This is a genomic window from Melioribacter sp. Ez-97 (genome assembly GCF_051488665.1).
Lineage (GTDB): Bacteria > Bacteroidota > Ignavibacteria > Ignavibacteriales > Melioribacteraceae > Melioribacter.
This window is the reverse complement of record NZ_JBPSEG010000001.1, coordinates 315854-341171: the sequence shown is the minus strand read 5'-3', so window position 1 is coordinate 341171 and position 25318 is coordinate 315854. Positions and strand designations below refer to the sequence as shown.

At 42.0% G+C, this 25318-nt stretch carries 29 protein-coding genes; 24 read left to right on the top strand and 5 right to left on the bottom strand.

The features are described from left to right. Window positions 1-5: 5 nt before the first annotated feature. The 4 genes from ACSSWA_RS01395 to ACSSWA_RS01380 all read right to left on the bottom strand — a co-directional run bounded on the left by ACSSWA_RS01395 (window position 6) and on the right by ACSSWA_RS01380 (window position 2595). Window positions 6-1367, bottom strand: coding sequence for a terminase large subunit domain-containing protein (locus ACSSWA_RS01395; RefSeq protein ID WP_437354807.1), 1362 nt, complete (start codon window positions 1365-1367; stop codon window positions 6-8). A 151-nt stretch (window positions 1368-1518) separates the two neighbouring features. Then, window positions 1519-1917, bottom strand: a complete 399-nt coding sequence (locus tag ACSSWA_RS01390; RefSeq protein ID WP_437347881.1) for a phage terminase small subunit-related protein — start codon at window positions 1915-1917, stop codon at window positions 1519-1521. A gap of 10 nt (window positions 1918-1927) precedes the next feature. Continuing rightward, window positions 1928-2182 carry a hypothetical protein gene (locus ACSSWA_RS01385; RefSeq protein WP_437347882.1) on the bottom strand — a complete coding sequence of 85 codons (255 nt, stop codon included), beginning with the start codon at window positions 2180-2182 and terminating at the stop codon, window positions 1928-1930. After that, entirely contained in the window at window positions 2179-2595 is a 417-nt protein-coding gene (locus ACSSWA_RS01380) for a hypothetical protein (RefSeq protein ID WP_437347883.1), read from the bottom strand. Before ACSSWA_RS01380 ends, ACSSWA_RS01385 begins: the two co-directional genes overlap by 4 nt. Before the next feature lie 368 nt (window positions 2596-2963). Between ACSSWA_RS01380 and ACSSWA_RS01375 the strand changes: the two genes are divergently transcribed. From ACSSWA_RS01375 to ACSSWA_RS01260, 24 genes are all read left to right on the top strand, one after another. Next, entirely contained in the window at window positions 2964-4124 is a 1161-nt protein-coding gene (locus tag ACSSWA_RS01375) for a hypothetical protein (RefSeq protein WP_437354806.1), read from the top strand. Between the two features lie 34 nt (window positions 4125-4158). Next, on the top strand, window positions 4159-4509 hold the full coding sequence (locus tag ACSSWA_RS01370) for a head decoration protein (protein WP_437354805.1): 351 nt from the start codon (window positions 4159-4161) through the stop codon (window positions 4507-4509). A gap of 23 nt (window positions 4510-4532) precedes the next feature. After that, a complete protein-coding gene (locus ACSSWA_RS01365) occupies window positions 4533-5579 on the top strand; it encodes a major capsid protein (RefSeq protein ID WP_437354804.1) in 1047 nt (348 codons plus the stop codon). Window positions 5580-5625: 46 nt separating this feature from the next. After that, window positions 5626-5793, top strand: a complete 168-nt coding sequence (locus tag ACSSWA_RS01360) for a hypothetical protein (protein WP_437354803.1) — start codon at window positions 5626-5628, stop codon at window positions 5791-5793. Continuing rightward, window positions 5774-6244 (top strand): phage protein Gp36 family protein, encoded by a 471-nt coding sequence (locus ACSSWA_RS01355; RefSeq protein ID WP_437354802.1) that lies wholly within the window; start codon window positions 5774-5776, stop codon window positions 6242-6244. The genes ACSSWA_RS01360 and ACSSWA_RS01355 overlap by 20 nt, the downstream gene beginning before the upstream one ends. Window positions 6245-6251: 7 nt before the next feature. Beyond that, window positions 6252-6434 carry a hypothetical protein gene (locus ACSSWA_RS01350; RefSeq protein WP_437354801.1) on the top strand — a complete coding sequence of 61 codons (183 nt, stop codon included), beginning with the start codon at window positions 6252-6254 and terminating at the stop codon, window positions 6432-6434. Continuing rightward, the gene (locus ACSSWA_RS01345; RefSeq protein WP_437354974.1) at window positions 6434-7003 is read left to right on the top strand and encodes a lysozyme; all 570 of its coding nucleotides are present in this window, start codon (window positions 6434-6436) and stop codon (window positions 7001-7003) included. The genes ACSSWA_RS01350 and ACSSWA_RS01345 overlap by 1 nt, the downstream gene beginning before the upstream one ends. Beyond that, complete coding sequence (locus ACSSWA_RS01340; protein ID WP_437347890.1) at window positions 7000-7680, top strand: hypothetical protein; 681 nt, start codon at window positions 7000-7002, stop codon at window positions 7678-7680. Before ACSSWA_RS01345 ends, ACSSWA_RS01340 begins: the two co-directional genes overlap by 4 nt. 2 nt (window positions 7681-7682) lie before the next feature. Next, entirely contained in the window at window positions 7683-8090 is a 408-nt protein-coding gene (locus ACSSWA_RS01335; protein ID WP_437347891.1) for a hypothetical protein, read from the top strand. Beyond that, entirely contained in the window at window positions 8080-8565 is a 486-nt protein-coding gene (locus tag ACSSWA_RS01330) for a hypothetical protein (RefSeq protein WP_437347892.1), read from the top strand. The genes ACSSWA_RS01335 and ACSSWA_RS01330 overlap by 11 nt, the downstream gene beginning before the upstream one ends. Window positions 8566-8576: 11 nt before the next feature. Continuing rightward, on the top strand, window positions 8577-9536 hold the full coding sequence (locus ACSSWA_RS01325) for a hypothetical protein (protein ID WP_437354800.1): 960 nt from the start codon (window positions 8577-8579) through the stop codon (window positions 9534-9536). 14 nt (window positions 9537-9550) lie between these two features. Further along, on the top strand, window positions 9551-9883 hold the full coding sequence (locus tag ACSSWA_RS01320) for a hypothetical protein (protein WP_437354799.1): 333 nt from the start codon (window positions 9551-9553) through the stop codon (window positions 9881-9883). Next, a complete protein-coding gene (locus ACSSWA_RS01315; protein WP_437354798.1) occupies window positions 9873-10208 on the top strand; it encodes a hypothetical protein in 336 nt (111 codons plus the stop codon). The genes ACSSWA_RS01320 and ACSSWA_RS01315 overlap by 11 nt, the downstream gene beginning before the upstream one ends. A 256-nt stretch (window positions 10209-10464) precedes the next feature. Then, entirely contained in the window at window positions 10465-12390 is a 1926-nt protein-coding gene (locus tag ACSSWA_RS01310; protein ID WP_437354797.1) for a hypothetical protein, read from the top strand. Continuing rightward, window positions 12387-14405, top strand: a complete 2019-nt coding sequence (locus ACSSWA_RS01305; protein WP_437354796.1) for a hypothetical protein — start codon at window positions 12387-12389, stop codon at window positions 14403-14405. The genes ACSSWA_RS01310 and ACSSWA_RS01305 overlap by 4 nt, the downstream gene beginning before the upstream one ends. Next, window positions 14405-17359, top strand: a complete 2955-nt coding sequence (locus tag ACSSWA_RS01300; protein WP_437354795.1) for a hypothetical protein — start codon at window positions 14405-14407, stop codon at window positions 17357-17359. The genes ACSSWA_RS01305 and ACSSWA_RS01300 overlap by 1 nt, the downstream gene beginning before the upstream one ends. A gap of 23 nt (window positions 17360-17382) precedes the next feature. Beyond that, window positions 17383-17652, top strand: coding sequence for a hypothetical protein (locus ACSSWA_RS01295; protein ID WP_437354794.1), 270 nt, complete (start codon window positions 17383-17385; stop codon window positions 17650-17652). Beyond that, on the top strand, window positions 17652-18149 hold the full coding sequence (locus ACSSWA_RS01290) for a hypothetical protein (RefSeq protein WP_437354793.1): 498 nt from the start codon (window positions 17652-17654) through the stop codon (window positions 18147-18149). The genes ACSSWA_RS01295 and ACSSWA_RS01290 overlap by 1 nt, the downstream gene beginning before the upstream one ends. 9 nt (window positions 18150-18158) lie before the next feature. Then, the gene (locus ACSSWA_RS01285) at window positions 18159-18572 is read left to right on the top strand and encodes a phage tail fiber protein (RefSeq protein ID WP_437354792.1); all 414 of its coding nucleotides are present in this window, start codon (window positions 18159-18161) and stop codon (window positions 18570-18572) included. Then, on the top strand, window positions 18572-19147 hold the full coding sequence (locus ACSSWA_RS01280) for a hypothetical protein (protein WP_437354791.1): 576 nt from the start codon (window positions 18572-18574) through the stop codon (window positions 19145-19147). The genes ACSSWA_RS01285 and ACSSWA_RS01280 overlap by 1 nt, the downstream gene beginning before the upstream one ends. A 2-nt stretch (window positions 19148-19149) precedes the next feature. Then, complete coding sequence (locus ACSSWA_RS01275; protein ID WP_437354790.1) at window positions 19150-20841, top strand: hypothetical protein; 1692 nt, start codon at window positions 19150-19152, stop codon at window positions 20839-20841. 32 nt (window positions 20842-20873) lie between these two features. Continuing rightward, window positions 20874-21221: a diversity-generating retroelement protein Avd gene (avd, locus tag ACSSWA_RS01270; RefSeq protein ID WP_437354789.1), complete on the top strand. Its 348-nt coding sequence runs from the start codon at window positions 20874-20876 to the stop codon at window positions 21219-21221. Between the two features lie 277 nt (window positions 21222-21498). Further along, window positions 21499-22524, top strand: a complete 1026-nt coding sequence (locus ACSSWA_RS01265; protein ID WP_437354788.1) for a reverse transcriptase domain-containing protein — start codon at window positions 21499-21501, stop codon at window positions 22522-22524. Then, window positions 22511-22918, top strand: coding sequence for a hypothetical protein (locus ACSSWA_RS01260; RefSeq protein WP_437354787.1), 408 nt, complete (start codon window positions 22511-22513; stop codon window positions 22916-22918). The genes ACSSWA_RS01265 and ACSSWA_RS01260 overlap by 14 nt, the downstream gene beginning before the upstream one ends. Window positions 22919-23035: 117 nt before the next feature. On the opposite strand, the gene ACSSWA_RS01255 is transcribed toward ACSSWA_RS01260, so the two are convergent. Continuing rightward, on the bottom strand, window positions 23036-25291 hold the full coding sequence (locus ACSSWA_RS01255) for a methyl-accepting chemotaxis protein (RefSeq protein WP_437354786.1): 2256 nt from the start codon (window positions 25289-25291) through the stop codon (window positions 23036-23038). Between the last annotated feature and the right edge of the window lie 27 nt (window positions 25292-25318).

Here is a 25318-nt window from a genome sequence, read left to right as displayed (position 1 = left end):
CAAACTTAATAATTATTCAAAATTCTGCTCATTTGTCTGCGCGCTCCGGAGGTGACGATAAGCGGCCCGGAATATGATTTAGCCGCCATCAATGCGAGAGCAAGCGCAAAGAAATAATCTGCATGTCCGCCGTCTTTGGATTGTTCCGCTTCGTAACGGACATTACCCGCGGAAGTTGTGACGGCTCGTACCGAATATAAATCTTCGCGAATAATTTTATCGCGCGGTATTAAAACTTTTCTGCCCTCGGCCATTATATAAGCGTTGGATGCGAGTTCTTCTTTTACTTTTGGAGTAAAGGTAACCTGTTCTACGCGAAGCTTGCCAAAAGCATCTTGAGCCTCTTCGGACAATTGATTTCCGATTCCGGTCGCGTCAATGCAAGCGCGTCTGAAATTGCTATGAGACAGAACGCCGTATAAAATTTCTCTTTGTTCGCTGTAAGGCATATTTTTTAATGCAATAACTTTTCGTGTATATAACAACTCGCCTAATTTTTCGAGTATCCAAATAACAGAAGGATTATTCTTGCGACCGACATCCATGCCTACATATAAGTCGCCTGAAATTTCCGAGAGAGTTTCGTCCAATATATTATCGCGTTCTATCGCGTTAATAATCTCATAGCTCAGCAAATGCGAGTTGGAACTCGAACGCGGAATGCAATAGAATTCTTCTTCGATTGCTTCTTGAGTAAGACCCGCAAATGAACTTTCGAGAAACTCTTTAATGTCCTTCTTTGTCGCTTTGCGTCCCAGCACTTTATCAACCAAACCCTGCTTAATAGCGTCTTCAATAGTAATCTTAAAATGGCTCCAGTTCTTCATTGTGCCGTTCTTGCCTTTCTGCACTTCCTTAATCAACTGGTTGAAATACGAATCGTCTCCGTTATGAGTGCTGATAATTCTGACGCGGTTGCCCCACATTGCCGAAGGCTTTGCGGCGGTAAACATCTTTTCCTGTTCGCGGTGATGCGCGAATTCATCCAGTATAACGTCGCCGCCCTTCGATCGAAACCTTGTAGGGTTCGAACTGATAGCGTTGCATTCGCAGCCGTTGGCAAAGCGCACGCGGTGAGCTGTAATGTCGTCTTCTTTGCTGATTACGACTTCGCCTACATACTTTGCCGCTACGTTCAGATACTTTGCAAAGAATCCGACGTAATCGATGAACTCTTCGGCGGCTGACAAATCAGCCGATGAGAACCAGACTTTGTTGTTCTTTACGTTCTTGGTGGAAAGGTCTCTTGTAACGCGATAAGCTTCCGCATAAGTTATACCAATGCGGCGGCTTTTTTCGCATATTGCGAACCGGTTTGGATTGGTTATCCAGCCTTTTTGATACTGCAAAAACGTTATTTTACTCATCGCAGCTCCGAAAACGCCCGCAGTCCTGATACGGACATGCGTTTAATTCTTCCGTAAATGCGTTTAATTTCGTTTAATAATTTTTGGGAGTGGTTTGGGTCGCCTGAAGGGAGAAGCGCCCCTTAAAAACGATTTATGAGCGTTTTTCATTTTACAGCACTCCCAATTCTTTTTCGAGTTTTTCCAGATTTTCCGGGGACAGCCCTTGTTTTACATTCCGCTCTTTTTCTAGCTTTTCATCGGAGAAGTTTACATATTCGCTCGCTCTCAAAGCCGCGACCAGCTTCCCGACCGCAAATATCGACCTCGGATTAAGATTTGTTTCGGCGTCCGTGATTGCTGCTTCGAGAAGCCGTTCGAGCCGCTCGCGCAGTTTTGCGGTTCGTTCCACTTTAGCTTTCCGCAGATCGTCCCAGCCGTCCTGCTTACGCCAGTTGTATAAAGTTTTCCTGCTAACCTCTCCGTCGAGCAGTTTAACTATCGTATCCATGCTCAAACCGTTTTCTACGAAGAGCTGCTTAGCCTTCTCTCTTACTGCCGGGTCGCCCATCGTCTTCTCCTTACAGGTTGTAGGTTGATTTAATCTGTTCCATCTTCCCGGCTTTTTCGGCGTACTCTTCCTGCAGCGCTTGCAGTTCCCGCGCAAGAGTTTCGACTTTCTTAAAATCCATAGTCGTAAAATCTTTGTCCGAAAGGAAAGATTCCGTCTCGTCCTGGATTTCCTTAACCATCGACTGCGCTTTTACGCTCAGGTCGTAGATCTGTTTTTTTAAAATTTGATAACGCCCGATTGCCTGTTCTTTCAACGAATTCATTTTTTACCCTCGATATTTGTGATTGCGGATTCCATCTTGGTGAGTATGCCGATAAGCACTTCTTTATTGTCCGCGTCCTTCTTCAATATTTCGAATATCCTGTCGATCGTTTTCTGATTCTGTTCGAGACTTTCTTTGTGCTGTTCTTCAACTTTAGTAAGCGCCTTATCGAACTGTTCCTGATTTTGCTTCAACGCGAATTCGAATTGCGTTTGAGTGGATTTAAAAGTTATACGCCATATTATAAATAATATGGCGCCGATTGATCCGTTTGCGATAGCGGTTTCGAGCAGATACGAACCGCTTGCCGGAGGCTGGTTGAGACTTTGCGTCAATGTCTGCAAGGCGATATACATTATAAAAACAATTGTATTAAGAATGTTCGCCTGGTTCATCATAAGCGAGATAAACATCGCGACCTCGAAATTATTTGAATAATCTTTGAACTAACATAAAAAACAGAGGGCGAATTATTTTTTGAAAATTTCAAAAAGTTACTCGGAGCTTATTTCTTAGTTTACGTTAAAGAAAATTACGAGGTCTACATGCTTACCTGGGTGAGCGTAATGCTATTGAGAACAGGAATTGTAAAAACAGTATGCTCAATTCCATATCAAAATCTTTCATTAAAAGATAGATTAGATATGCTTGGAGTTACGCCTAAAGAAGTAGCGCGCATCGTTGGATGCGGTACAACATGTGCATATAAAAATATTAAATCCGGGAAAGGGTGGTATTATAGCCAAATAGTTAATCTTGTCAATTTGTTGGAGCGAATGAAATGAAAAATTACAATTGGATGCCGATACTGAAAACAGGGACGTTCGTTGCAAAGAACGGCAAGAAGGTTACCTTCGAAGAAAAAGACCTGGATAAAATTATCGAAAATACCGACCTGGGCAAAGAGCCTCAGTTCGTAGTGGAACATCCAAGTTACGATAAGCTTGGCTTCGGCACTATCGCCGCGCTTAAACGCGTAGGCAAATATTTATTTGCGCTTCCTAAGACAGTCAATGAAAAATTTAAAGAAGCCGTTAACCGCGGCGAGCTGCCGGGACGCAGCGTATCGCTCGATGAAAAAACTTTGTCGCTAAGCCACATCGGGTTTCTGCCTCCGGAAGTTGCGCCGGCGGTCGACGGACTAGGGACATATTCTTTTTCTTCAGGCGAATCAAATCTTTCGTTCGCTTTGCCGGGCGTGGAATCCCACTTTGCAGAAATAGACGAACATAAATACGAGTTTGCAGGCGGAGGGAAACATGAGTTCTCAATGGAAATATCGCGCTGGCCGTTCAGCCAGATAAAAAATCTTTTCCGGAACATTAAGAATGCGTTTATCGAAAAATTCGGCAGGGAAGAAGCGGATCAAATACTGCCCGAATACGATCTCGAAGTTATAGGCGATCCTCCTGTAATTATAGAGAATAAAGATTTCGACGAAACAAAATTATCATCCAACAACAAAGGAGACGACATGAAAGTCGATTTAAGCAAATACGATTTCAGCAAAGTCGATCCTGAACTTAAAGCCGCGCTGGAATCGCTGCAAAAAGAAAACAAAGAACTCGAAGTACAGCTGCAACAGGCTACTCAAACCATATCCGCCGCGCAGCTCGAAAAAAACAGAAACGAAGTTCTCGCCTTTTGCGAATCGCCGGAGATGAAACTTAAAATACTGCCGGCAGAAAAAGAAAAAGTTGTAAGCCTTCTGCTTGCCGTTAAGGAAAAAGGCAACCTCGAATTTTCGTCTTCCGACGGAGCGGCTCAAACGAAAGTTCAGTTCAGCGCTTACGATTACCTTAAAGATTTGCTTAAGCGGCTCCCGGATAAAATCGAAATGAGCGAGGTAGCTACAAAACAAAACGCGGGAGATAACAAACTTGCGGATTATCAAATACTCGGAAAAGAGATTGCATCGTTCGTTAATCCTAAGAAAAATTAAACGTCAGTTAAAATACAATTAAAGGAGAATAACAATGGACTTGGTAAACACTCAGGAGAACAGCAAAGCGCAATTGTTCGCGGGCGATTTTCCGCGCGTATTGATGCCTGTAACAATAGCGTCGGGAGCGGGCGTTCTTACAGCCGGAACCGTTCTCGGTAAAATAACCGCTTCCGGAAAATACAAAGCATACGACGACGCCGAATCCGACGGCAGCGAAGTAGCTAAACTTATACTCGCGGAAGACGTCGACGCTACGAGCTCGGACGTAAACGCAATGGCTTACGCGGCAGGTCATTTCAACGAAGACGCTCTTACCGGACTGGACGCCGCCGCTAAAGCGGATTTCGAAGGCACTCCGATATTTATCGGTAAAATAAGTTAATAACAATTTAACGGAGAATAAAAATGGCTATTCAAATTAACCCGTTCGGATTTGCGGCTTTGACCGAAGCCGTAAATCAGATGATTCCCGCTCCTTCGTTTGTTCGCGATCTGCTCTTCAAACGCGAGGAGACATTCGCAACCAAAACCGTGATGGTCGACGTTGTAGTAGGCGGACAGAAAATTCTGCCGTTGGTCAAACGCGGCAACCCGGGAAAGGTAATGTCGAACACAACCCAAAAGTCGAGCATAATCGAACCGCCTCAGCTTAAACCCAAAAAATTCTTAAGCGCGGACGATCTTTTCTACACACGCGGCGCGGGCGCTCCGGTATTTGTCCCGGGCGGAAATCCCGGCGAAGACCCGATACAAAACGCACGTAAGCAGCGCTACGCTGCCGAGCAGAAAGATATGTTCGACGCTATTAACAGAACAATCGAATACCTCTGCTGTCAGGGTTTGCAAGGCTCTTATTCTGTTGCGCAGGACGAAGGAACTTGGAGCATCGACTTCGGTATGCCGGCTGCAAACAAACCGACTTTAAGCTCGGCAAAATGGGACGCTCCGACTTCGTGCACACCAATTAAGAATCTAAGACAGTGGAAATTAATTGCTCAGAAAGCGTCGGGCAAAATACCAACGGTTGCAATTATGTCGCCGGCAACATGGGAACTTTTCATTGCCGCTGACGAAGTAGTCAAATATATGGACAAATTGAAAATCAACATCGGACAGGTGCAGAGCGATCCGAACGTAATAAGCGCGGGAGCCGAGAAAAAAGCAACGATAGAAAACATTGACATCTATGTATATGGCGGGGTCTATACGGACGAATCCGGAACGCAGCAACAGCTAATTCCAGACGGCAAAGTTGCATTGGTATCGCCCAGCGCAGACAATCGTCTGCTGTTCGGCGGAATTGACGATCTCGAAGCGGGCACGGTTGTAGCTAAGTACTTTAGTAAAGATTGGATTGAGAAAGATCCGAGCGGTTTGTGGCTGTTAGTACAGTCAAATCCTCTTCCAGCATTTCAGGAACCAGCCGCAAATATTTATGCAACTGTTGTTTAATAATTAGCGGGAGGTTCAGCCTCCCGCGCATAATTAAGACTGAACGATGAGACAAAAGCTCGTAAAAAAAATGCGGAAATACGTCGCGCGGAACTACAAACTGACTCTCGGCGAAGCGCTTAAAATAGTATGCGAAGAGCCGCTCAGGCGCAGGATCGAATTTGCATTCAAAGTAATATTCAAGAGATACAAAAATGGCATATTCAACAATTGACAACATAACAAAGAAGATAGATAAACAAATACTTATACAGCTTCTTAACGACGAAGGCAGAAACGAAGCCGAAATCGACCTGACGGACAGCGACGACGAAGTAGTCGTACGCTTCAACCAGATAGCCGAAGAAGTTGCAGAAGAAATAGACACATACTTACGCGGGCGTTACAAACTGCCGTTGAGCAAAAGTTCTTCAATAATACAATCGATAAGCGACGACAGAGTTATCTACAATATTAAGAAGCGCAGAATGCGGGACGACATTCCGGCGAGCGAGCAAAATATTTACGATGAAACAACGAAACAATTAATTATGATACAGCGCGGCGACATCGTACTGGACGCCGATCCGGTTTCGGCGGATACGGTAGGTCTCGCAGGCGAAATACGGGTTAATAAAACCGCAAGCGACAAAATATTCAACAGCGATATGTGGAAAAAATATTGAGCGGAAAATGGCAAAGGCGAGCATTAAGGAAAAGCTTTATAACGACGCTCTGGTTGCAGTAGATAAAATATACGAATCGAATCAATTGACTATAGAAGAATCGATCGAAAAACTGAACGACTTGAAAACGCAAATAGATTTGAGAATCGAGCTGCTTAAAGGACTCGACAAAAAGGAAGAAGAAAAATGATGCGGGCATCGGAAAATTGCTACAAGTTGATTAAAGGTTTCGAAACGCTGCACGACGGCGACCTTACGCTTATCGGTTTACAGCCCAAAATGTGCCCGGCAGGAATTTGGACCGAAGGCTACGGACACGCAATCCTATACAACGGCAAACCGCTGAAAGGCGAAGAGAATAAAGAACTTGCTTATAAATTATCGACGGTTAAAACCGAAGCCGAAGCGGAAGAACTACTTAAGAAAGATGTGGAAGTATTCGAAAAAGGCGTTAACAATTTGCTAAAAGTAAATGTAAATCAAAATCAATTCGATGCACTTGTGGATATTGCTTTTAACATTGGCTTAGGAGCGTTGCGAGATAGTACATTATTAAAAAAAATAAACATGGGCGATTTCAAAGGCGCGGCTGAAGAATTCCTTAAATGGAATAAAAGCGGCGGCAAAGTTCTGCCCGGTTTGACAAGAAGACGAATGGCTGAAAAAGCGTTGTTCGAAACTCCCGTTCACGACGTATGGATAGCGGAAGAACATATACCGGAACCGAAAGGTTTTGAAATATTGCGGGGAATAAAATGAGCGACAGAACGAAAAACATACTCAAGCTGATAATAATAGCCATAAGCGCGGCGTTCGCCGGTTATTTCGGCGGCAACCAGATATATCCGCTGGTTGAAGAAGGCGTAAAAACAGACTCTACCATTATAGTAAAAGAAGTGCGTACGGTAACCACGAATGAATTTACCGCCGAAGCAAAAGCAAAGATTAAAGCGCAGCTTTTGGACAGTCTTAAAGGCTTAATTAAACCGGAATTGAAAGTTATTTATAAGCAAAATAAAATCAATATAGATTCGATATATGCAGAGGCAAAAAAGCAGTATGAGAAAGAATTAAGCGAAAACGGACCGAGGATATTCACGTCAACGGTAGATACGAATTACGTAGCGAAAGATTCTTCCGGAAGAACACGCGACAGTATACACATAGTATCCGAATTCCGATCGCCAATACCTCTCGCATTGGCGAGTCAACATTTAATTTCGTTACAACATTATTCATATGACTACGACAGGACAATAAGTAAGACGGTCAATACTACCAGAACAATAACAAAGAAAAACTTGTGGAGCAACGTGAGCCCCGGCGTACTGGCGGCATACGGATACGGAATTAAGAACAAAACGTGGGATTTTTTCATAGGCGCCGGCGCTTCGATCGACATACAGGGATTAATTAAAACACTAAAAGGAGAATGATAATGAAAAGCGCAACAACATTAATAGCAATAGTAATCTTACTGTTAACGCCGCTGCTGATATTTGCGGCGCAAACCGATCCCGGCGGCGAACCGGCACTAGATTTCGAGACGCTGTTCACGTCGATTTCCGGACTCTCGGCAGGAGTTCTGTTCTTCACTTCTTACGCAAAGAAGATATTGAATACAACCGGCAATCTGACTATTGCCGTGAGCGTTTTGATAAGCTTCATTCTAAGCTGCGCAGGCTATCTATTTCATGTAGGCATATTTGCCGCTATCGAATGGTATTATATATTCATCTACGGATTGGCTGCAAGCCTGATCGCTAACGGATTGAGCACATGGAGTTTTATTGAACAGTTGTTGAAAATGCTGAAATTAAAAACGCCAAAAGAAAATGGAAGTTAAAATAGAAAACATACGGGAAGCGATTAAAATCTTCGAGGATGCGCTTGGCGAAGCCGCGCTGGAACTGCCTAGGCAGGACAGAGTGAGCGTTGAAAGACTGCGCACGCTCGATCAATACAAGCTTGCGCATCCTCGCGGAATATTGGGCATACTATACGGCGGCTCAACGTATGAAAACACGAGCCGCGGCAGAACGTTACTAATGAAACGATTGATGCTTATTAACGTAGCTCCGATCATAAGATTCGTAGACAATTCAATTCAACCGAGCGAAAAATTTACAAGCATGATGCCCGCAGAATATGTCGATTTTGTTATAGATAAAATTACGGGCATCGAGGTTTTCAATCATCTACCGGGATATGAACGGAAAGTTTATCCGATAAGAGATGAATTAATTGACGAGCAAGACTACGTATGGAAATATCTCGTAACGTTCGCCGTGCCTGTCGATTTAATAGAAAAAATTAATTGAGGAACAATAAAATGGCAAATCCAATAATATCGATACCGGGCATTAAACAAATAGTTAAATGCAATATCGGAACGCTTGCGGCTACTCCGGAGGGAGTCGCCGCAGTCGGAATACGCGACAAAGCAACGATGCGCTTTGCGGCGTACAAAACCAGCAAGGACGTTAAAGGACGCCAGGGCAGGAATATGGTGCAGGCGCAAGTCGAATACGAATCGCTTCAACCTACGATGAAATATCTCAAGTCGCTTTTCGATCATATTAATCTACAATGCGACGTGCAGATAATGACGGAAAAACAATCGTTCACAGCAGGAAGCGAAGACGTGTTCAAATTTACGTCGAGTACATTTCTGCTCGGGCTTGGCTTCGAATATATGATTTCGATGGAAAGGCGATCTGTAAAAGAGCAGCTGCGTGGCGCGGCGGATTACGATACGGTTAAAGCTCTGCGCGATTCCGGAGATACTGAAACCCCTGTCGATTTCGGACTTTCAAACACAGCCGGCGAGGACGAAACACAAAGAAGAAGAATTAACTTCCTCGCGGTCGAAGCTCCTCAGTCAACCGCGCTTTTCGAAAGCGGCGAGCTGGAAGATTTTAAATACTCAATGAAAGCGGAAACATCAGAAAACGCAACCGGACAATTGCTCGTCGACTGGATTACTCACAAAATCGAAATAACAATGCGCAACGCGTCGATTGCGAAAATCGTAGAGCTTCTTAACAAAAATATTGACGCTCCCGTACTGATTAAACTGGGCAACAACGGCAGCTACTTCGACGCTTTCGACTTTGCCCAGGGCGCGGTGAACAACTACACCGAGGACGATTACGAAGACAAGCGTCTATCGAAAATTACGTTCGAAGGCAAGGTAAGACCTTACGAACACGAATTCCTGTTCGGCGCTACATACGGAGGCACCGTAGACGATAACGGGCTTGAAGGCGGAACTCTTAAAATAGGTTACTAACGGGAGAAATTAAAATGGCAGAGGAAAAAATTATTAACAAAGACCTCGAATACGAAGAATTGAACTACAAAAAAACGGTCATTAAAAAGGTATTGAAAATACCTTATACGCAGAACTCCGGCGTCACTCTGCGCATCTACGACGGAAAAGAGAGAATATTCTACGCGTCGACGCGACTCGGTACTATAGTCAGGACAAAAGACGGATGCGAAGCGGAACTGCGCGAAATAGAACCGGAAGGCAAACGTTACGATTTAACCGACACGGTTTCGAAAAAAATAATAATGAACGGAATGATTGTTAAAAAACAAAATCAAACGAAGGCGGTTAAAAAAGATGAAGAATGAAATCGGACAAAAAGCGGAACGGAAGCTCTACGTAATCAACGGGAAGAAAGTCTATCTCTGGGACGACTTCAACTTAGAAGAAAAAGAATGGATTGATAAAGTGTTGGATAAACTAAGCGGCAATCAAAATAAAGTTGAAGGCGGCTTTACTAACGAGGAAATGATCAAAACGCTTTCTATAATTCTTAAGAACGAAGACGGAACGGACGTTGACAGATCGTTAATAATAAAAATACGCGAGTCGCAGCAAGTGAAGATACTCGCGGATTTTTTTTTAACGAAATCAGTATTAGGCGCTATTATAAACGAATCTTTGAAGAATTAGCGGCGTGGGAAAAACAAGCCGCGGACGAACTTGAAGATTTACGCGGATATGATTCTAAATATTACAAAGGCAGACTGAACGCGAGCGAAACGGAAACAATATTATTCGTAATTACAGGCGGCGACGCTTCCAAGCGCGAAGCTATCTTGAAAACAAAAAGAAAAATTATACTCGATTATTTCTATCAGATAAGGTTAAATAAACTTAACGAACTTCTTGATACTCTTGCTTATTTGAAACATATAAAGGATAAATAATGGCAACGGCGGATACACTGGAACTCAGACTTACAATTGACGGCAGGGAAGCGATAGCAGTTCTCGATTTGACAAAGGGCGAATTTGTCGAAATGAACGACGAAGCGCAGAAAGCAAGCGGGGCGCTTCAAACTGCTCTTAAAAAAGTTGCGGATGTCGCCTCCGGCGCTAATAAACAACTGCAGAACACGAACACGCAGGTTAAAGGATTAAACGCCGCGGCGGGTTCCACGGTGCCGGGCGTTAATAATATGACCATGGCTGTAAGTCAATTCGGATGGATATTGGGCGATGCGAACATGTTTCTGGTTAACGCCCGAATGGGTATGATGTCGATTGCAAACAATATACCGATGGTAGTGCAGGCATTTACTCAAGCGCGACAGGCGGCGCAGGGGCAAGCTACCGTAATGCAGCAATTGACAGCTGCAATCACGGGCGGCGGCGGTCTGCTGCTGGGCATCAATGCGCTTATGTTCGTTATGCAGCTTTTGCCTTCAATTTTTGAAGATAGCACAGAGGAGGTGAAAAAACAAAAAGAAGAAATCGACAAACTACGAGATTCATATCAAAAATTAAGTATACAGCAAATCGATAATGAAATACAAAAAATAAAAATAAAATTATCAAACGAACCATTCATAATTACCGCTGGAATACCTCAACTAGGAATAGAGCCGGAACAAATATTCACAAGCGAAGAAGGGAAGCAATTAAAAGCCCAGCTTGATTTATTGTACGAAATTAAAAACAATATGGGCGACCTTACGGCGCTAGAAAACAGACGCTTAGAATTAAATGAAAAAATAAAAAATTTGCAGCACGTTACGGAAGGTCCAATTTCTCCTCACAATCTGGAACTTTTAGATCAATACAAAGCCGAATTAGAATCAATTAATGAAAGAATAGATTACATACGCAATAATGCAGATAGAACGAATAAAGATGTATTCAAAAAAGCTGAAGAAGAACTTGTGCTGGCGCAGGAACACGCAATCAAGATGGCTCAGATTGAGGGCAATAACGACGCTATTATACTCGAAATGAAAAAACAGCACCTTGTAGAAAGGATTAATTTATACGAAAAATACGGCAAGGATTTTACCGCGCTGATGTACGAGTTGTACGAAACCGAAGCCGAACTGCAGAAAGCGCTTAAAGCCCCTGATATAAAAACCGACGTAGGCGAACCGGAAGACATATTGTTGCAGGATTATAAGAACAAAGAAGACTATGAAAAAGAATTTTTGCAAAGCCAGCTGGACTCCTGGTACGCCGCCGAGGACGAAAAGATAAAAGCATACGAAAATTATAACGAACTTAAAATAGCGCTGGACGAAGAATATGCGCGGCGTAAAAGAGCATTGGATCAGCAAGCAGTAATGAACACATTACAAATAACCTCTCAAATCCTCGGACAATTAGCCGGTTTATTCTCAAAACATACAGCTGCGTATAAGTTACTTGCCGTAGCCCAGGTATGGATAGAAACATATAAGGCAGTGGCTGCGTTATATGCTCCTCCTCCTACTGGTGTTGGACCTGCAATTGCGCCATTCATGACCGCTGCAGTAATTGGTATGGGAGCTTTACAAGCTGCTAATATTATGAAACAAGATACAACAATGAAAGGTTACGCGCGCGGCGGCGCAATTGTCGGGGAAAACGGAGTTGAAATTATAGCGCCGGCGGAAGATTATGCAACAGGTATGGCAGAACTGGTAGATAGAACTGTGCGAGAGGTAAGAAATTATATGTATATAACAAACGGAGGAGCGGATAACGCAGGGATGCTGATGAAAATAGATACGTTAACGCGAAGAATAGAAGAACTCGCCTCCAGACCGGCAATAGCTTACTTCGACAACGAAGAGGCGCTTAAAGTAGGCAGATATTACGACTACGAACAGAGGACGAGCAGATGATATTGAAATTCAAAAACGGCATAAACGGAACTCTTGAAACCTGGAGCCCGCCGGCTAAGATATATAATCTCGGCAGCGTTAAACGCAGAATTGAAAGCCGGAACCCGGGAGAAGCGGGCGTTATAGTGTACGATAAACTTAATCTTACGCTCGAATACGAAAACGGCAGCCCGGTCTATGCGGCATTTAGCGGCGATCTGAGCGCAGCCCAACGCTATATTTTCGAATTTTACGGAGTTAAAACGGATAAAAGCGCGTCAAAGCTGTTCGAAGGGCTGTGCGATTTTTCGACGATTGAATGGGCGGATAATGAAAAAAAAATACGTTTTAATGTCATTGATAAAATAAGCGCACTGTCAATTATAGCGAATGTAAGGAAACAAAGGGAAGAAATACAAGATGCCGTTAATCTCAGATCAGGCTATGCAGGGCAATATGGTATTGGTATCAGTAAAGTAAATTTAAGCGGAGTTGGAGAATGTTATGCGTTGCCCACATGGACAGTTGTATATATAAATTATACAGCTAGTAAAGGAACGCCTATAGCACATAATAATTTGATATTAGAGAAAGGAGATATATTTCAACATCCCAATATCGGTTATTATGACAATTACGGTATATTTCACGAAGGATTGGGAAAGTTTATTGTTACAGACAGCGGCTTTACAAATTTCAATGGAGTGCAAACAACCTGGATAAAAGTTTATAATCCACCTTCTAACTTTGAATATGACCCTCCAGACTGGGAAGATTTCATACCACAAATAAAATTTTATGCTAAAAAATACTACGACATGGATGATATATGCTATTATGGAATTGATGGCTATGGCAGGACTGTTGTAACCGGTTTTAACGGCATAAAGATAATTGAAGCTATATATGAACTTATATGGGGAAATTCTACCGTAATAAACAAAGTTGATCCAAGCGGATACCCAATAGCATTGGATTATTACGAAAAAACAATAGATGAAAACCCGTTTGGACATCATCCGCTCGACGCACTGAAAATGTTGGCAGCATCAATACAATGTTATATATATGTGAATAAAACAGGGGACTTAGTGCTTCATAAAAAGAGCAATATTACAAATAATCCTATACGAACTATTGTAAATATGAATAAAAAAAACGGGAATAAAAAACTCTTTTGGGACAAGCTGGTCGACGCCGTAACTGTAACGGTCAACAGCGGAAAACTGATAGACGGACAGCCGCTTGCCGGCACGGCTACGGTAAAAAAATACGCCGGCATAGAGCCGCGCAACGAACTCAAGCTCGAAATAGTAGCTCCCAACACGGTCGAAATGACTCAGCAGGCGCTCGATCTTTACGCTGCAAACGCCGCGAGCGACGTTATGAACTTTTACGGCAAACGGCATTATTATTATAATCTTTCCGCGAGACTTACGGACGATATGTACGACTGGGAACTGCTCGATCAGATAGACATCGACGGGGAAAGATATTTCATCCAGAGCGCGGAAATTGACGAAGTGAGAACTCAGGCAACATTTGAACTCGTGAGCGTTACAGGCTACGATTACGACTTTGAACAGGCGCGAGCGGTGATGAGCAAAGAGAAATATAATTCGTCTTCAACCGGCGTATCGTCGTCGACGAGCGCAAACAATGTAATAATCAATCAGAACATTCTGCCGTTGCGCGTTAAATCTTTCAATTATACGATGCTCGGGCAAAGCGCAATAAAGGTAATCGACATAAGCGAAAACGAAATTGTAAACGTAATTACAATAAAATTAACAACTCCTTTTTTGAACGATACTATTTCGCAGTTCAGGCTTTACGATTCGTCCGGCACTCTTTTCACGATCGACAAAATAATGGGAAAGCTAAAGACAGTATTGGAGCCCGGGCAGGAATTAACATTGAAAAAAATATATACGGCGAACGATACGATATATCTCGAAATGCTTGCCGGCGGCGCTCAGGCGACGCAGGGCGAAGGCATGATATTAATTGAAAAATTTAAATACGAGGCGGCATAATGAAACGGAAAATATTACTGCTGGCAATTATATTTACAACGCTGCTGAACGCTCAAAATTACTATTACATCGACGGAACATCCGCGCCGAAATTCCGCATCGGCAACGACAGATATATCGAGCTGTGGTCCGACGACGATAGCAATCTTGTTAAAATAGATATTAACGGCGTTACCGCTACTGTGCTTACGTCGAATTATTTGAGCCTCCAAAAGCCGGACAGCGTCCGTCATGCGTGGAACATCCTCGGCGGGGCTGCTAATCAATTATTATATCAGGTCTCGGCGGACAGCACCGGATTTGTACCGGCGGCAGTTAATAATAAGTATCTTTACTATAATAACGGCTGGCAATGGAAGTGGGCGTGGAGCCCAGATACTACAACTGTTGTAAGAACGAACAGAACAATCTACACTACAGCTCCTCTGCAAATTGACGGATTGTCGCAGGCTGACCTTAGCGCGAACAGAACATTATCATTACTTTACAATACCACTCATTTTACCGTTACGTCAAATCAACTTACCGCTAACCAAATAAATGCATCCGTCAATAATTATGGTTTCCAAATAGGAGCGGTAAATCTTGGCGGAACATTCTCAATTACAGTGCCGCAAGATCTAAGAACATCTGCATCTCCGCAATTTAATAATATAAATCTTACTGGGATTATAAACCAGCAAGGCGCGGGCACTAATTATTTCTACGGCGACATTCAGCAATATGGCAGCAGGTCAATCTACAATAATTTTGTAAGCGGCTGGGCGGGCAGCGGATGGAGATTAGATTATGGAGTTTCGCAGGCAGGTAAGAGCTATTTAGAAGTCGATAACCTTACAGTTCGCGGCACTATGTCCGTATACGAATTGCTGCTTAACCAGATACGCGCTACGAACGGAAACGTAATAACGAGCGACGCGGCAAAAGTGGAAAGTGCGAGCGGAAATCAAATTACATTCGAAGACCCGAGCAATCATAACGTATGCCCGTTTGCGGTTAACGATTTAATAATAGCTCAATCCTGGGACGCGGCAGGAACAACTGTAAGGCAAGTGAAAGCGACGGTAACAAGCGTAAGCGGAAGGACAGTAACGGTATCTTACAATACCGGAAGCGCTCAAAAGGGCGACGTGTTCGTTCGAATCGGCAATACCTCGGACGCATCCAGGCAGGGGTTAGTATATACCGTGACGTCTGACGCATACGCTCCTTATATTGATATTATCAACGGCGTTAACAGCTGGTCGGCATGGGGCTCGTCGTCAAAAACTAAGGCACGTTATGGAAACCTTGCGGGGATAACAGACGCGAATTTTGGAGCTTTATCGGGTTATGGTCTCTACGCTCAGAATGTTTATCTGAAAGGTAAATTTTATTTAACGACGCTTTCGCAGACGGTTGAAGATGCGTTAAATACTAAAGTAAGTCAGACGGACTTTAACAATCTTAGCAGCACGGTAGCTACACATACAACTCAAATAACTCAGAACGCAAATGCAATTACTCTTAAAGCAAACAAGACGTACGCGGACAGCTTGAACGACAGATTAACAACTGCAGAAGCGAGCATCACTGTAAACGCAGATGCAATTACAAGCGAAGTGACTAACAGAACGAACGCAGACGCAACTCTGCAATCACAAATAACTCAGAACGCAAACAACATCAATCTTAAAGTAAGCAAGAACGACGTTATTAATCAGATTAACATTAGCACAGAAGGAATAGGGATTGCGGGGAGCAGACTTGATATAACCGGTACGACAACATTCTACAACGGGCAGACGCTCGCGGGAGCAATCAATTCCGGGACAACGTCAATTTCCGGGGACAAAATAAGAACGGGCAACATACGCAGCAATAACTATGTCGCCGGTTATGCCGGAACGGACTTTAATCTTACGAACGGAAATTTAACCTTCTATGGCGAGTATGGCAGCGTAACGCTCTACGGCGCTACTCAGGATTATCCGATCGGACTGAATATTATTGGTAAAACTACCGGCGGAACGCAAAAAATATTGGTGCAGGCAGGCGCATACAACGACGCGGGATATGCGCGGTATGGATTTTCGATATGGGATAATACGGCAAATGCATTCTTAATGAATATCGGGTATTCTCCCGGAGCGGCAAACTTAACGGCTAAGATAAGTAACTGGAATATAACGAAGGATTGGTTAACCGATGATAATACAAGCGTTGTTATCAATGCGACTGATAAATCGATATATGCGCGTCCTCTAGGCACAGGCACAAAAACAAAATATGTTATGCTCGGACAGACGCATGACGGAGCAAACTGGACGGGATATTACGGAATAAGCGCGGTTGACGGATTAAACAGATTTATATTCCGCCTCGACGATTACGAAACGAAAATAGCAGGATGGAATATAGATTATCAGAAACTTTATAATATATCCGGTTCGACGGGCATTGAATTAAGCACAGGAACGAGTAAAACAATTACTACGGGATTCGCAGTATGGAATCCGAGCTCGCCTAAGATGTTTATAGGAAATTCTACGAGTTCGATGGATTGGAATTATACGACGTCGAATACGTTGACAGTAAAGGGAGAAATTAAATCGTCTAAGTTTTCGACCTCAACATCATTTAACTGGGGCGATTTGGTAGGGACAAAAAATGTTATCGTTGCAAACGGAGAAATAGATTTAGTAGAAACTTATGGAGCAGTAAATTTCAATAATATTATACAAGGTTATAAAATTACTTTAACTAATTCTTCCGATGCAAATAGAAGCATATTAATCAATGCGTCAAGTGGCTCTATCTCGATAGGTGGAAAAAGTCTTTCTAAGTTCCATGGCGTTACGGATACACAGCCTAGTGGCACAGGTTTAGGTGTTGGTGACTATTATATCTCTTCAAGTGGTATACTATATATTTATGTTGGTGGTTCTACCTGGCGACGGTACCAGAACTTTTAATATAATTAACAATAGGAGACAATATGAAAAAATTAATAACGGCAATTATAATAATGTTTAACGCGTCATTAATAGCTGCTCAAACGGACAGTACGGCGGCGGCAGATTCGACAAAACTCGCAAATTTAATGCAGCAAAAAAAACAAGTGGTTGAGTTTATCGTGCAAAAACAGAGCGAAATATACGAAGCCGAAAAGCAGCTTAAAGAAGCTTACAATAAGCTGTCGCAATTAAATATAGCAATACAATTATACGAGGAAAAATTAAAATTGTACAGGGAGTTAAAAAAATAATGGCTCTGCCTAAAGAACAAAATATTATAATCTATCGCGGCGACCCGGCGCAGCTTACAATTACGCTTGACGGAGATTACTCCGGCAAGGAATTTCTTTTCGGGGCAAAGAAGGATAAAAATACAACGTCGCAAAGGTTAATTGAAAAATTAGGCGTCGATATATCCGTAACGTATAATGCGTCGCAAAACAAAAGCACAATTAATATATTGTTTGCGGAAGAAGACACACAGGATTTGACATACAATTATCTTGAATACGACCTGATTAATATTACTGATAATCGAACAGTAGCAAGAGGTAAATTATACCTGGAAGGCGACGTTATTACTCCCTATGACGGCTTTGCTCTGCCCGAGGACGCGGTAAGATTCTTGCAACTCGACGCGTCGAGCGGAGCGGATTACGACTTAGTTCAGGTGAGGGTAATCGACGGAGAAAAGAAACTCGTGTTCATTACGTTGTCCGAATTAAAGAATCAATTAAACAGTATATAGGAGGTAATTATGTTCACTGACCAGCTCGAAAAAAAAATTAACGATATGTTATTGGGCGGAGTATCCTTTACGCCTCCGGGCGTCTATTATGCCGCTTTGGCGACTTCTACCGTAGGCGAAGACGGCACATTCACGGAAGCGAATTATACCGGGTACGGCAGAGTAAGCTTAGCTAATAATAAGACAAATTTCTCGAACGCTGCGGACGATGGCGACGCTACGGTTAATAATGCAGTTGAAATACGATTCCCTGCTCTCGAAGGCGGAACGTGTACGCCAACGGCGTTAGTGCTGATGGATGCAAGCTCAGGCGGTACCGCGTGGGTGGTATTCCCGATTTCGACTCAGAAAAATTATGTGCAAGGCGACCGCCCTGTATTCGAGGTCAACAAACTTACTCATAAGATAGTGTCTATATCATAATGTTGGTATCAATTACAAATCATCTTGACGAAGCTATTGTAAATCATCTGAGCGAAGTCATAGCAGCAGAATACAGCGGAGCTAATGATATTGCGCTCGAAGGATTATCAATAGCGGCGATAGATAGCTTAGGAGTGGCTGTTAATCATCTCTATCTTGAAGGAGATTCGATTGAACAAACATTAAGCGCAATTGGAATTACACGCGACAGACTGCTTAACATGGAAGTAGATAATTCAATAATGAATGAAGCAGACGATATAATAACTAATCATTTAGGAGAGTCGATTACTGCGTCAATATGGGAATCTTATTTGAATAATTTCTCGTCAATTGAAATAACGCGCGATAAAATACTCGGCGCTTTATCGTCTGCTCATATTGAAGACGTAGCAGAAGATATTAGATACAAGCTGCTCGAAGCAGTATCTGATATAGCAATGTCCGACAATACGGAGATTACTCGTGATAGATTGTTGGAGTCAATGAGCAAATCGGGTATTGAAGATATATCGGCAATATTCAGAGCAATAGCATGGTTTGATTGCATAATCGCAAAATTTAAGGAGAATTAACTATGGCAAGAATCAAAGAACAAACAAAAACGACGTCAATAAAACCGGACGACAGTTTCATTCTTGACCGAAACGAACCGGATGAAACATTTAGAATTGAAGCGGCGGATTTAAAGAATCAATTACTAACTATCGAAGTAAATGACATCGGGAAGCCCGGAGAAATCGGTTTTGGCGTAGGTATTTGCCCGGAAGAATTATTGCCGGCTTATTTAATACCTATGACGGGAACTTATGATAAGATGAGCGAAAATTACGGTAATTATGTTAATGTTATAGACGGCAGCGTGGCAGTATATATCCCCGCTCACGCATTCAAAGTTACGCATGATCCTGCGCCGCCTTACTTTGGAAATAAAGTAGATTGTGAATCGCTTAAAAATTACGGTTACAGTGAAGAAGCGGCAAATCAGGCAGGCTATTGGGTCCCTCGCTCATGCAAAAATGGTGGGCAGATTAAAAAGGGTTACTTCTGCGACAAATATATATGGAGTCTTACTAACTTTCAAGCGGGGGTATCCGGCATTGCATCGTCAGTTAAATACGGCAATCCTATCACATCCTCAGTTGAAAGTTTACGCGATGCAGTGAATAATTATACTGGTTCTTTCTCAAACTGTATCAGTAACGGGCAGAGCCCCTCGAATAATTATGCAGGTGCAATTGCCGCGGCTAAAAGCAGAGGAAATGATTATTTTCCAAAGACTATATTCATTGATGCAGATTTAGCATTATTATCACAAGCACATGCGCAGGCAGCTGCGTCAACTTCTGCTTGTGCGTGGTATGACCCGGCGGGAATTAAGAATTACCCGAAGGGCAATAATAATTATGGCGTGGACTACGATGACCCGAGTGTAACATACCAAGCCTGCGATGACGGATATTGGTTTTCAAGAAACGAAGCGCGGAAAACAGGAAGCGCATCAAATTTCCCAAAGACAACGCACAACGGTCAACTCTGTGGCGTTGCAGACCTTAATGGAAACCTGTGGGAAATTTGTATAGGCATAACTTGTCAAGCTGTTAGCAAGACAATAACGGCAATAACGAGAGCAAATCCTGCCGTGATCACGAGCACAGGACATGGATTCATAACGGGCGATATTGTGATGATTGACGGTTCTGCGACTACTGAATGGAATAGTATTTTACAATATAGGTTCTTTGATGTTGAAGTGATTGACGCGGACACATATAAGTTAAAATATAGGACAACTGATTCAAATAATGGCTTATATGTAGATGCAACTGCCTTAACGGCAGATTACGTTAGTGGGTTGTCTGCTGTTAAAGGTACTTTTTATGTTTTGACAGAATCTGTTAATATAGCCAACGTCACATCAAAAGAACATTGGTTTAACGCAAGTTTCTTCGATGCAATTGACATATCTGATATATTAGTGAATCATTATGTGTCTGATGCTTTTGGGAATAATACAAACCCTGTCTTAGATACAAGTGGATTATTGACCGATTTAAAATTACCATTAAATATGTATTCACTAAGCAGTCAGGGTACCAATATGTTCGGGAAAGATAGATTTTATAAATTTATTCGTAATAACATGTGTGCGCTTTCCGGCGGTGATTGGGTTAGCGCTAGTTCCGCCGGTGTGTGGTGCCTCCATCTGCATAATACTAGTACAACTAGCAGTCGGACTGTGGGCGCCCGCTCGTGCCTTTATGTGTAAATGCGTAGCGAGCGATAGTGAGCGGAGCGATTATGAGCGAATATCTTCTTATTGTAAAGAAAATAAAAGACATGATAGTATATAATAACATCATGTTAAAACAGTTCCCAAAACACGAAAAATATTTATTGGCGAATAAAATACGGGAGATAGGATATGAGATATATGAATTCGCCATAACAATTAATAAAAAATTTCATAAGAAAACTACTTTCACAAATCTTAATATAAAACATGAGTTATTGAGACAATTAATTAATCTTGCGTATGAACTTAAATATATTGATTCACAGAAACATAGAGTATCCCAATTGCATATAGATGAAGTGGGAAGAATGATAGGTGCATGGATCAAAAGGGCGATGACAGACGATGAATAGCAGGGTAACACTGATTATGTGTGCGCTTTCCGGCGGTTATTGGTATAGCACTAGTTCCGCCGGTGTGTGGTGCCTCAATCTGAATAATAATAGTACAAATAGCAATCGGAATGTGGGCGCCCGCTCGTGACTCTGATATACTTGAGAACTATTATGTTACGGCATAATAGATGTAAGATAATCAAAGGGAGTGTTATCCTTGCCCTTGTTGGCTAAAATATAACTGAATAATAATTAAAGTAGTAATTACGAAATTCTGATTATTCAGGAGACATTAATGAAAAGACATGGTAATCTAAAACAAATATGGTGTAATTACGAAGCGTTAATTACTGCCTTTAAGGAAGTGAAGCGAAATAAGAGCTATAATTATTCTCTATTGGAATATGAGAATAATCTTGCGTGTAATCTTGATAGATTATTGAGATCATTAGAGGAAGGAACTTATAAAGTAAGACCCACGAGAGACTTCTATGTGCATGATCCTAAAAAGCGTCTGATACAAGCGCCTCATTTGGAAGATAGGATTGTACAACATGCGCTCATGAATGCTATTAGAGATATTCTTGTAAGGCGGTTAATTAATCAAACTTATGCATGTATCCGGGGAAGGGGGACGCACGCAGCAAGCAATAAATTAAAACAATATCTAGTCCTTTATAAAAATAAAGGCTATTACCTTAAAGTAGACGTCAAAAACTTTTTTTATTCGATAGACCATGAAATATTAAACAGGCAGCTCAATAGAATAATAAAGTGTAAGGACACTTTGTCATTATTAAAGAAATTCTATGATAATTCTGAAGGTAAAGGATTGCCTCTCGGCAGTGTAACTTCTCAAATACTTGCAAATATAGCATTATTCCCGGTTGACCATTTTATAAAGCGAAAATTAAAATATAAACACTATGTACGCTACATGGATGATCTCATAATATTATCTGACAATAAAGAAGATTTGAATCATGCTTTAATTGAAATTAAGATGCAATTAAATAGACTTAAATTGGAAATTAATAATAAAACTCATATTGGTAAAATAGCTCACGGTATTGATTTTGTCGGTTATCGTACCTGGTATAATAGAAGACTAATAAGGAAGCGTTCCTTACATAAAATAAAGAGAATACTGAAAAAACATCCTGACAAGAACAGAATAGCTTCATACTTGTCACATTCTCTTCGTACTAACTCACTCAAACGGGTAATTAAACTGATCCTTGATAGAGTACCTGATTCAGAGGACTTTATTAAACAAATAATATTTAAAAATAGAGTAGAGGTATATTATGAAATATTTTAAGAAAAAAAATAAAAGCGCTGCCTACACCGTTATTACACCTGTTGAATTGTATGCCAAGAGAATAATATACTACCATCAGGATAATGATTACGCATATATAGGGGTAGAAACCGATGACGTTAATAATTTCATTAACAGTCAGCCATCTGAATTAGAAATGATTGAATTAACTTTTGACGAAATAAAAGAAATCCTAGATAATAGCAGACTAATGAGGGAGTTTGATAATATCATAGAGGACGAAATTGCAAAAAAATATTCTATCGGCCGGGAACTAAAGATGAGAGATTTACCTCCGGATGATCCAGAACGCCTCCAGTATGAGGCGTATAAAGAATCTATAAAAGAAAAGGTTAGACTCCTAAAGATAGAGGCAGGATTAAAGCAAGGCTGACAATATGGCATACGGGAATAACAGACAGAGCATCTTATTTTCTCACGTTAACTGTAAAAAATTCCCATTTTTCGTGTAAAGTTATAATTAAACCGGGCTCAAGGGGGGATGTATGAATCAGTTCATTTCTGCCAGAGCCATTTGTTCCTTCGCCAGTTCTTTTTTCCCGTTGTTTGTATCGAGTTGGAATCTCTCGATTAAATCCTGCAGGCTTTCGGTTAACTGTGCAAGGTTATTTGTCGAATGTGCAATCTGGGATGTGCTCGTTGCAGATTGCTGTGTAACCGTGGTTATATTTTCGATGCTTTTGCTGATTTCTTCCGCGGAAATCGATTGTTCCTGGCTGGCGCTCACTATACTGTTAATAACTTCCGAAACATTCTTTGCCGATTTATAGATTTCTTTCAATACATTGTCGATTTCTTCGGTTAGTTTCATGCCGTCTTCGACAGAAAGTTTTGCATTTGCCATCGATTTATCGGCTTCCCGCACTTCAGCTTGAATCGACTTAATCGTATCGGCGATTTCTTTTGTGGCTTTGGTTGTCCGTTCGGCAAGTTTACGAACCTCGTCGGCAACGACAGCAAAGCCGCGTCCCTGTTCGCCGGCGCGCGCTGCTTCGATTGCGGCATTGAGAGCAAGCAGATTGGTTTGATCTGCAATTTCATCAATAACGCTGGTAATCTCGCCTATCTGGTCGGTTTTGTTCGCAAGCGAGGCTATTATTTGGGCAGCGCTTTCGGAGGATTCTACAATTTTGTCCATTCCTTTTTTGGTGTCCGCGGTTTTGTTTGCGCCAAGTTCTGCGGCGGAGCTCGATTGCCGGGACATCTGAGCTACATTTGAAATATCTTTCGACATATCGATAATCGACCTGGTCATTTTTTCAATCGAATATGTAATTTCACTGACCTGTTGATTTTGCTCCTGCGCGCCTGCGGCCATCTCTTCGGTGGACGAAGAAATTTGAACTGCGGCGCTGGCGGTGGCGTTAACCACTTCCCGAACCTTAATTAATATTTCTTTTAATTCGTCTATCATTCGGTTGATATCGCGTCCGAGGTCGTAGAGCACGCTGTTTCGATCGATATCGAGTTTGCGTGTGAGTTTGCCGTCGGCAATTTCGCGTATTACTTCGGCTATCGGGGCAATTTGTTCTTTTAAGTATGCTTCGTTTTTCTCTTCGATTTCCCGCATGTCGGTAAAGAATACAAACGCTCCGTCCGTCTCGCCCTTTGAGTTTTTTATCGGTCCGGATTGAGCAAGTATCGGAATGTCTTCGCCTTTATTGTTTTTAATAGCGGCTTTATCTCCTTTGAGAAAGATTCCTTCGAGCGCGCGGCGGCTGATCGAATCGGCTCCGAATACCTCTTTTACTTTCATCTTGTTTACAATTTCCTCGGGTTTTTTTGTAGAACCGATTATATCGAGAGCGGCTTGATTTATATATGTAATGGTCATATCCGTATTGATCGTAAAAAATGCGCTGGCGACTCCGTTCTGGAAACTTCTGGAGTGCGCTATTTCGTCTTTAATTTTTCTGATCATTTCTTCGAAAGAACGGCTCAGATTGCCTACTTCGTCTTTTCTGTCGGTATTTTCGAATTCGACGTTAAAATTCCCTTTCAGAATTTCGGAAGCTTTGTTTGCCAGTTTATTAATCGGTTTGACTATTAATTTCGTGATGACGGGAATAAAAGAGAACATTACAATGACTGTAATAATAATTATTAAAATCGTTAACGATTTTGCCTCTTCTATTTGAGCCAAAGTAGTGTTGTTGAAATTTTCCGCTTCCTTGTCGTAAAGTTCGACGAGTTTTTTCAGATGCATTTTAGCCGTGTCGAATTTTTTTAGCGCTTCTGCCGAAAGCAAATTATTCCGTACAACCAGTTCTTCGATTAAAGCCTCGTTATCTTCGTTATTCTCGGATTCCAGCCGGTCGATTTTCTTCTGGTTCTCGATTACCTGCCGATGAGTCGATTTCCATTTTTGCCAATCTTCTTTAAACTGATTCCAGATTTTTGCATCTTCTTCCGATTTGGGAACAGCGTCATAAATATTCCAGGCGTTATCCGCTCTTTCGAATGCGGCATTGATTGAATTATAGATTGATTCACGCACAACGGGGTCTTTCAAATCCCTGTTCAATACTCCGCGTTCGGCGCTCAGTACTGAAGTCTCGGCTTGATATAACGTAATGAGCGACTGAATCGAAGGAAGGATATTTTTGCCCAGATGATTTACTACCGCTTCTTCTTCGTTAAGATTTTGATATGCAAGGTATGCGTTGACTCCGGTCATTATAACGATCGCAGTAAAAAGGATGACGATTTTCGTGAGTATTTTCAGGTCATAAAATTTTTTGAGCATGGCTCCCCCTTACATTTTGTAAATGTA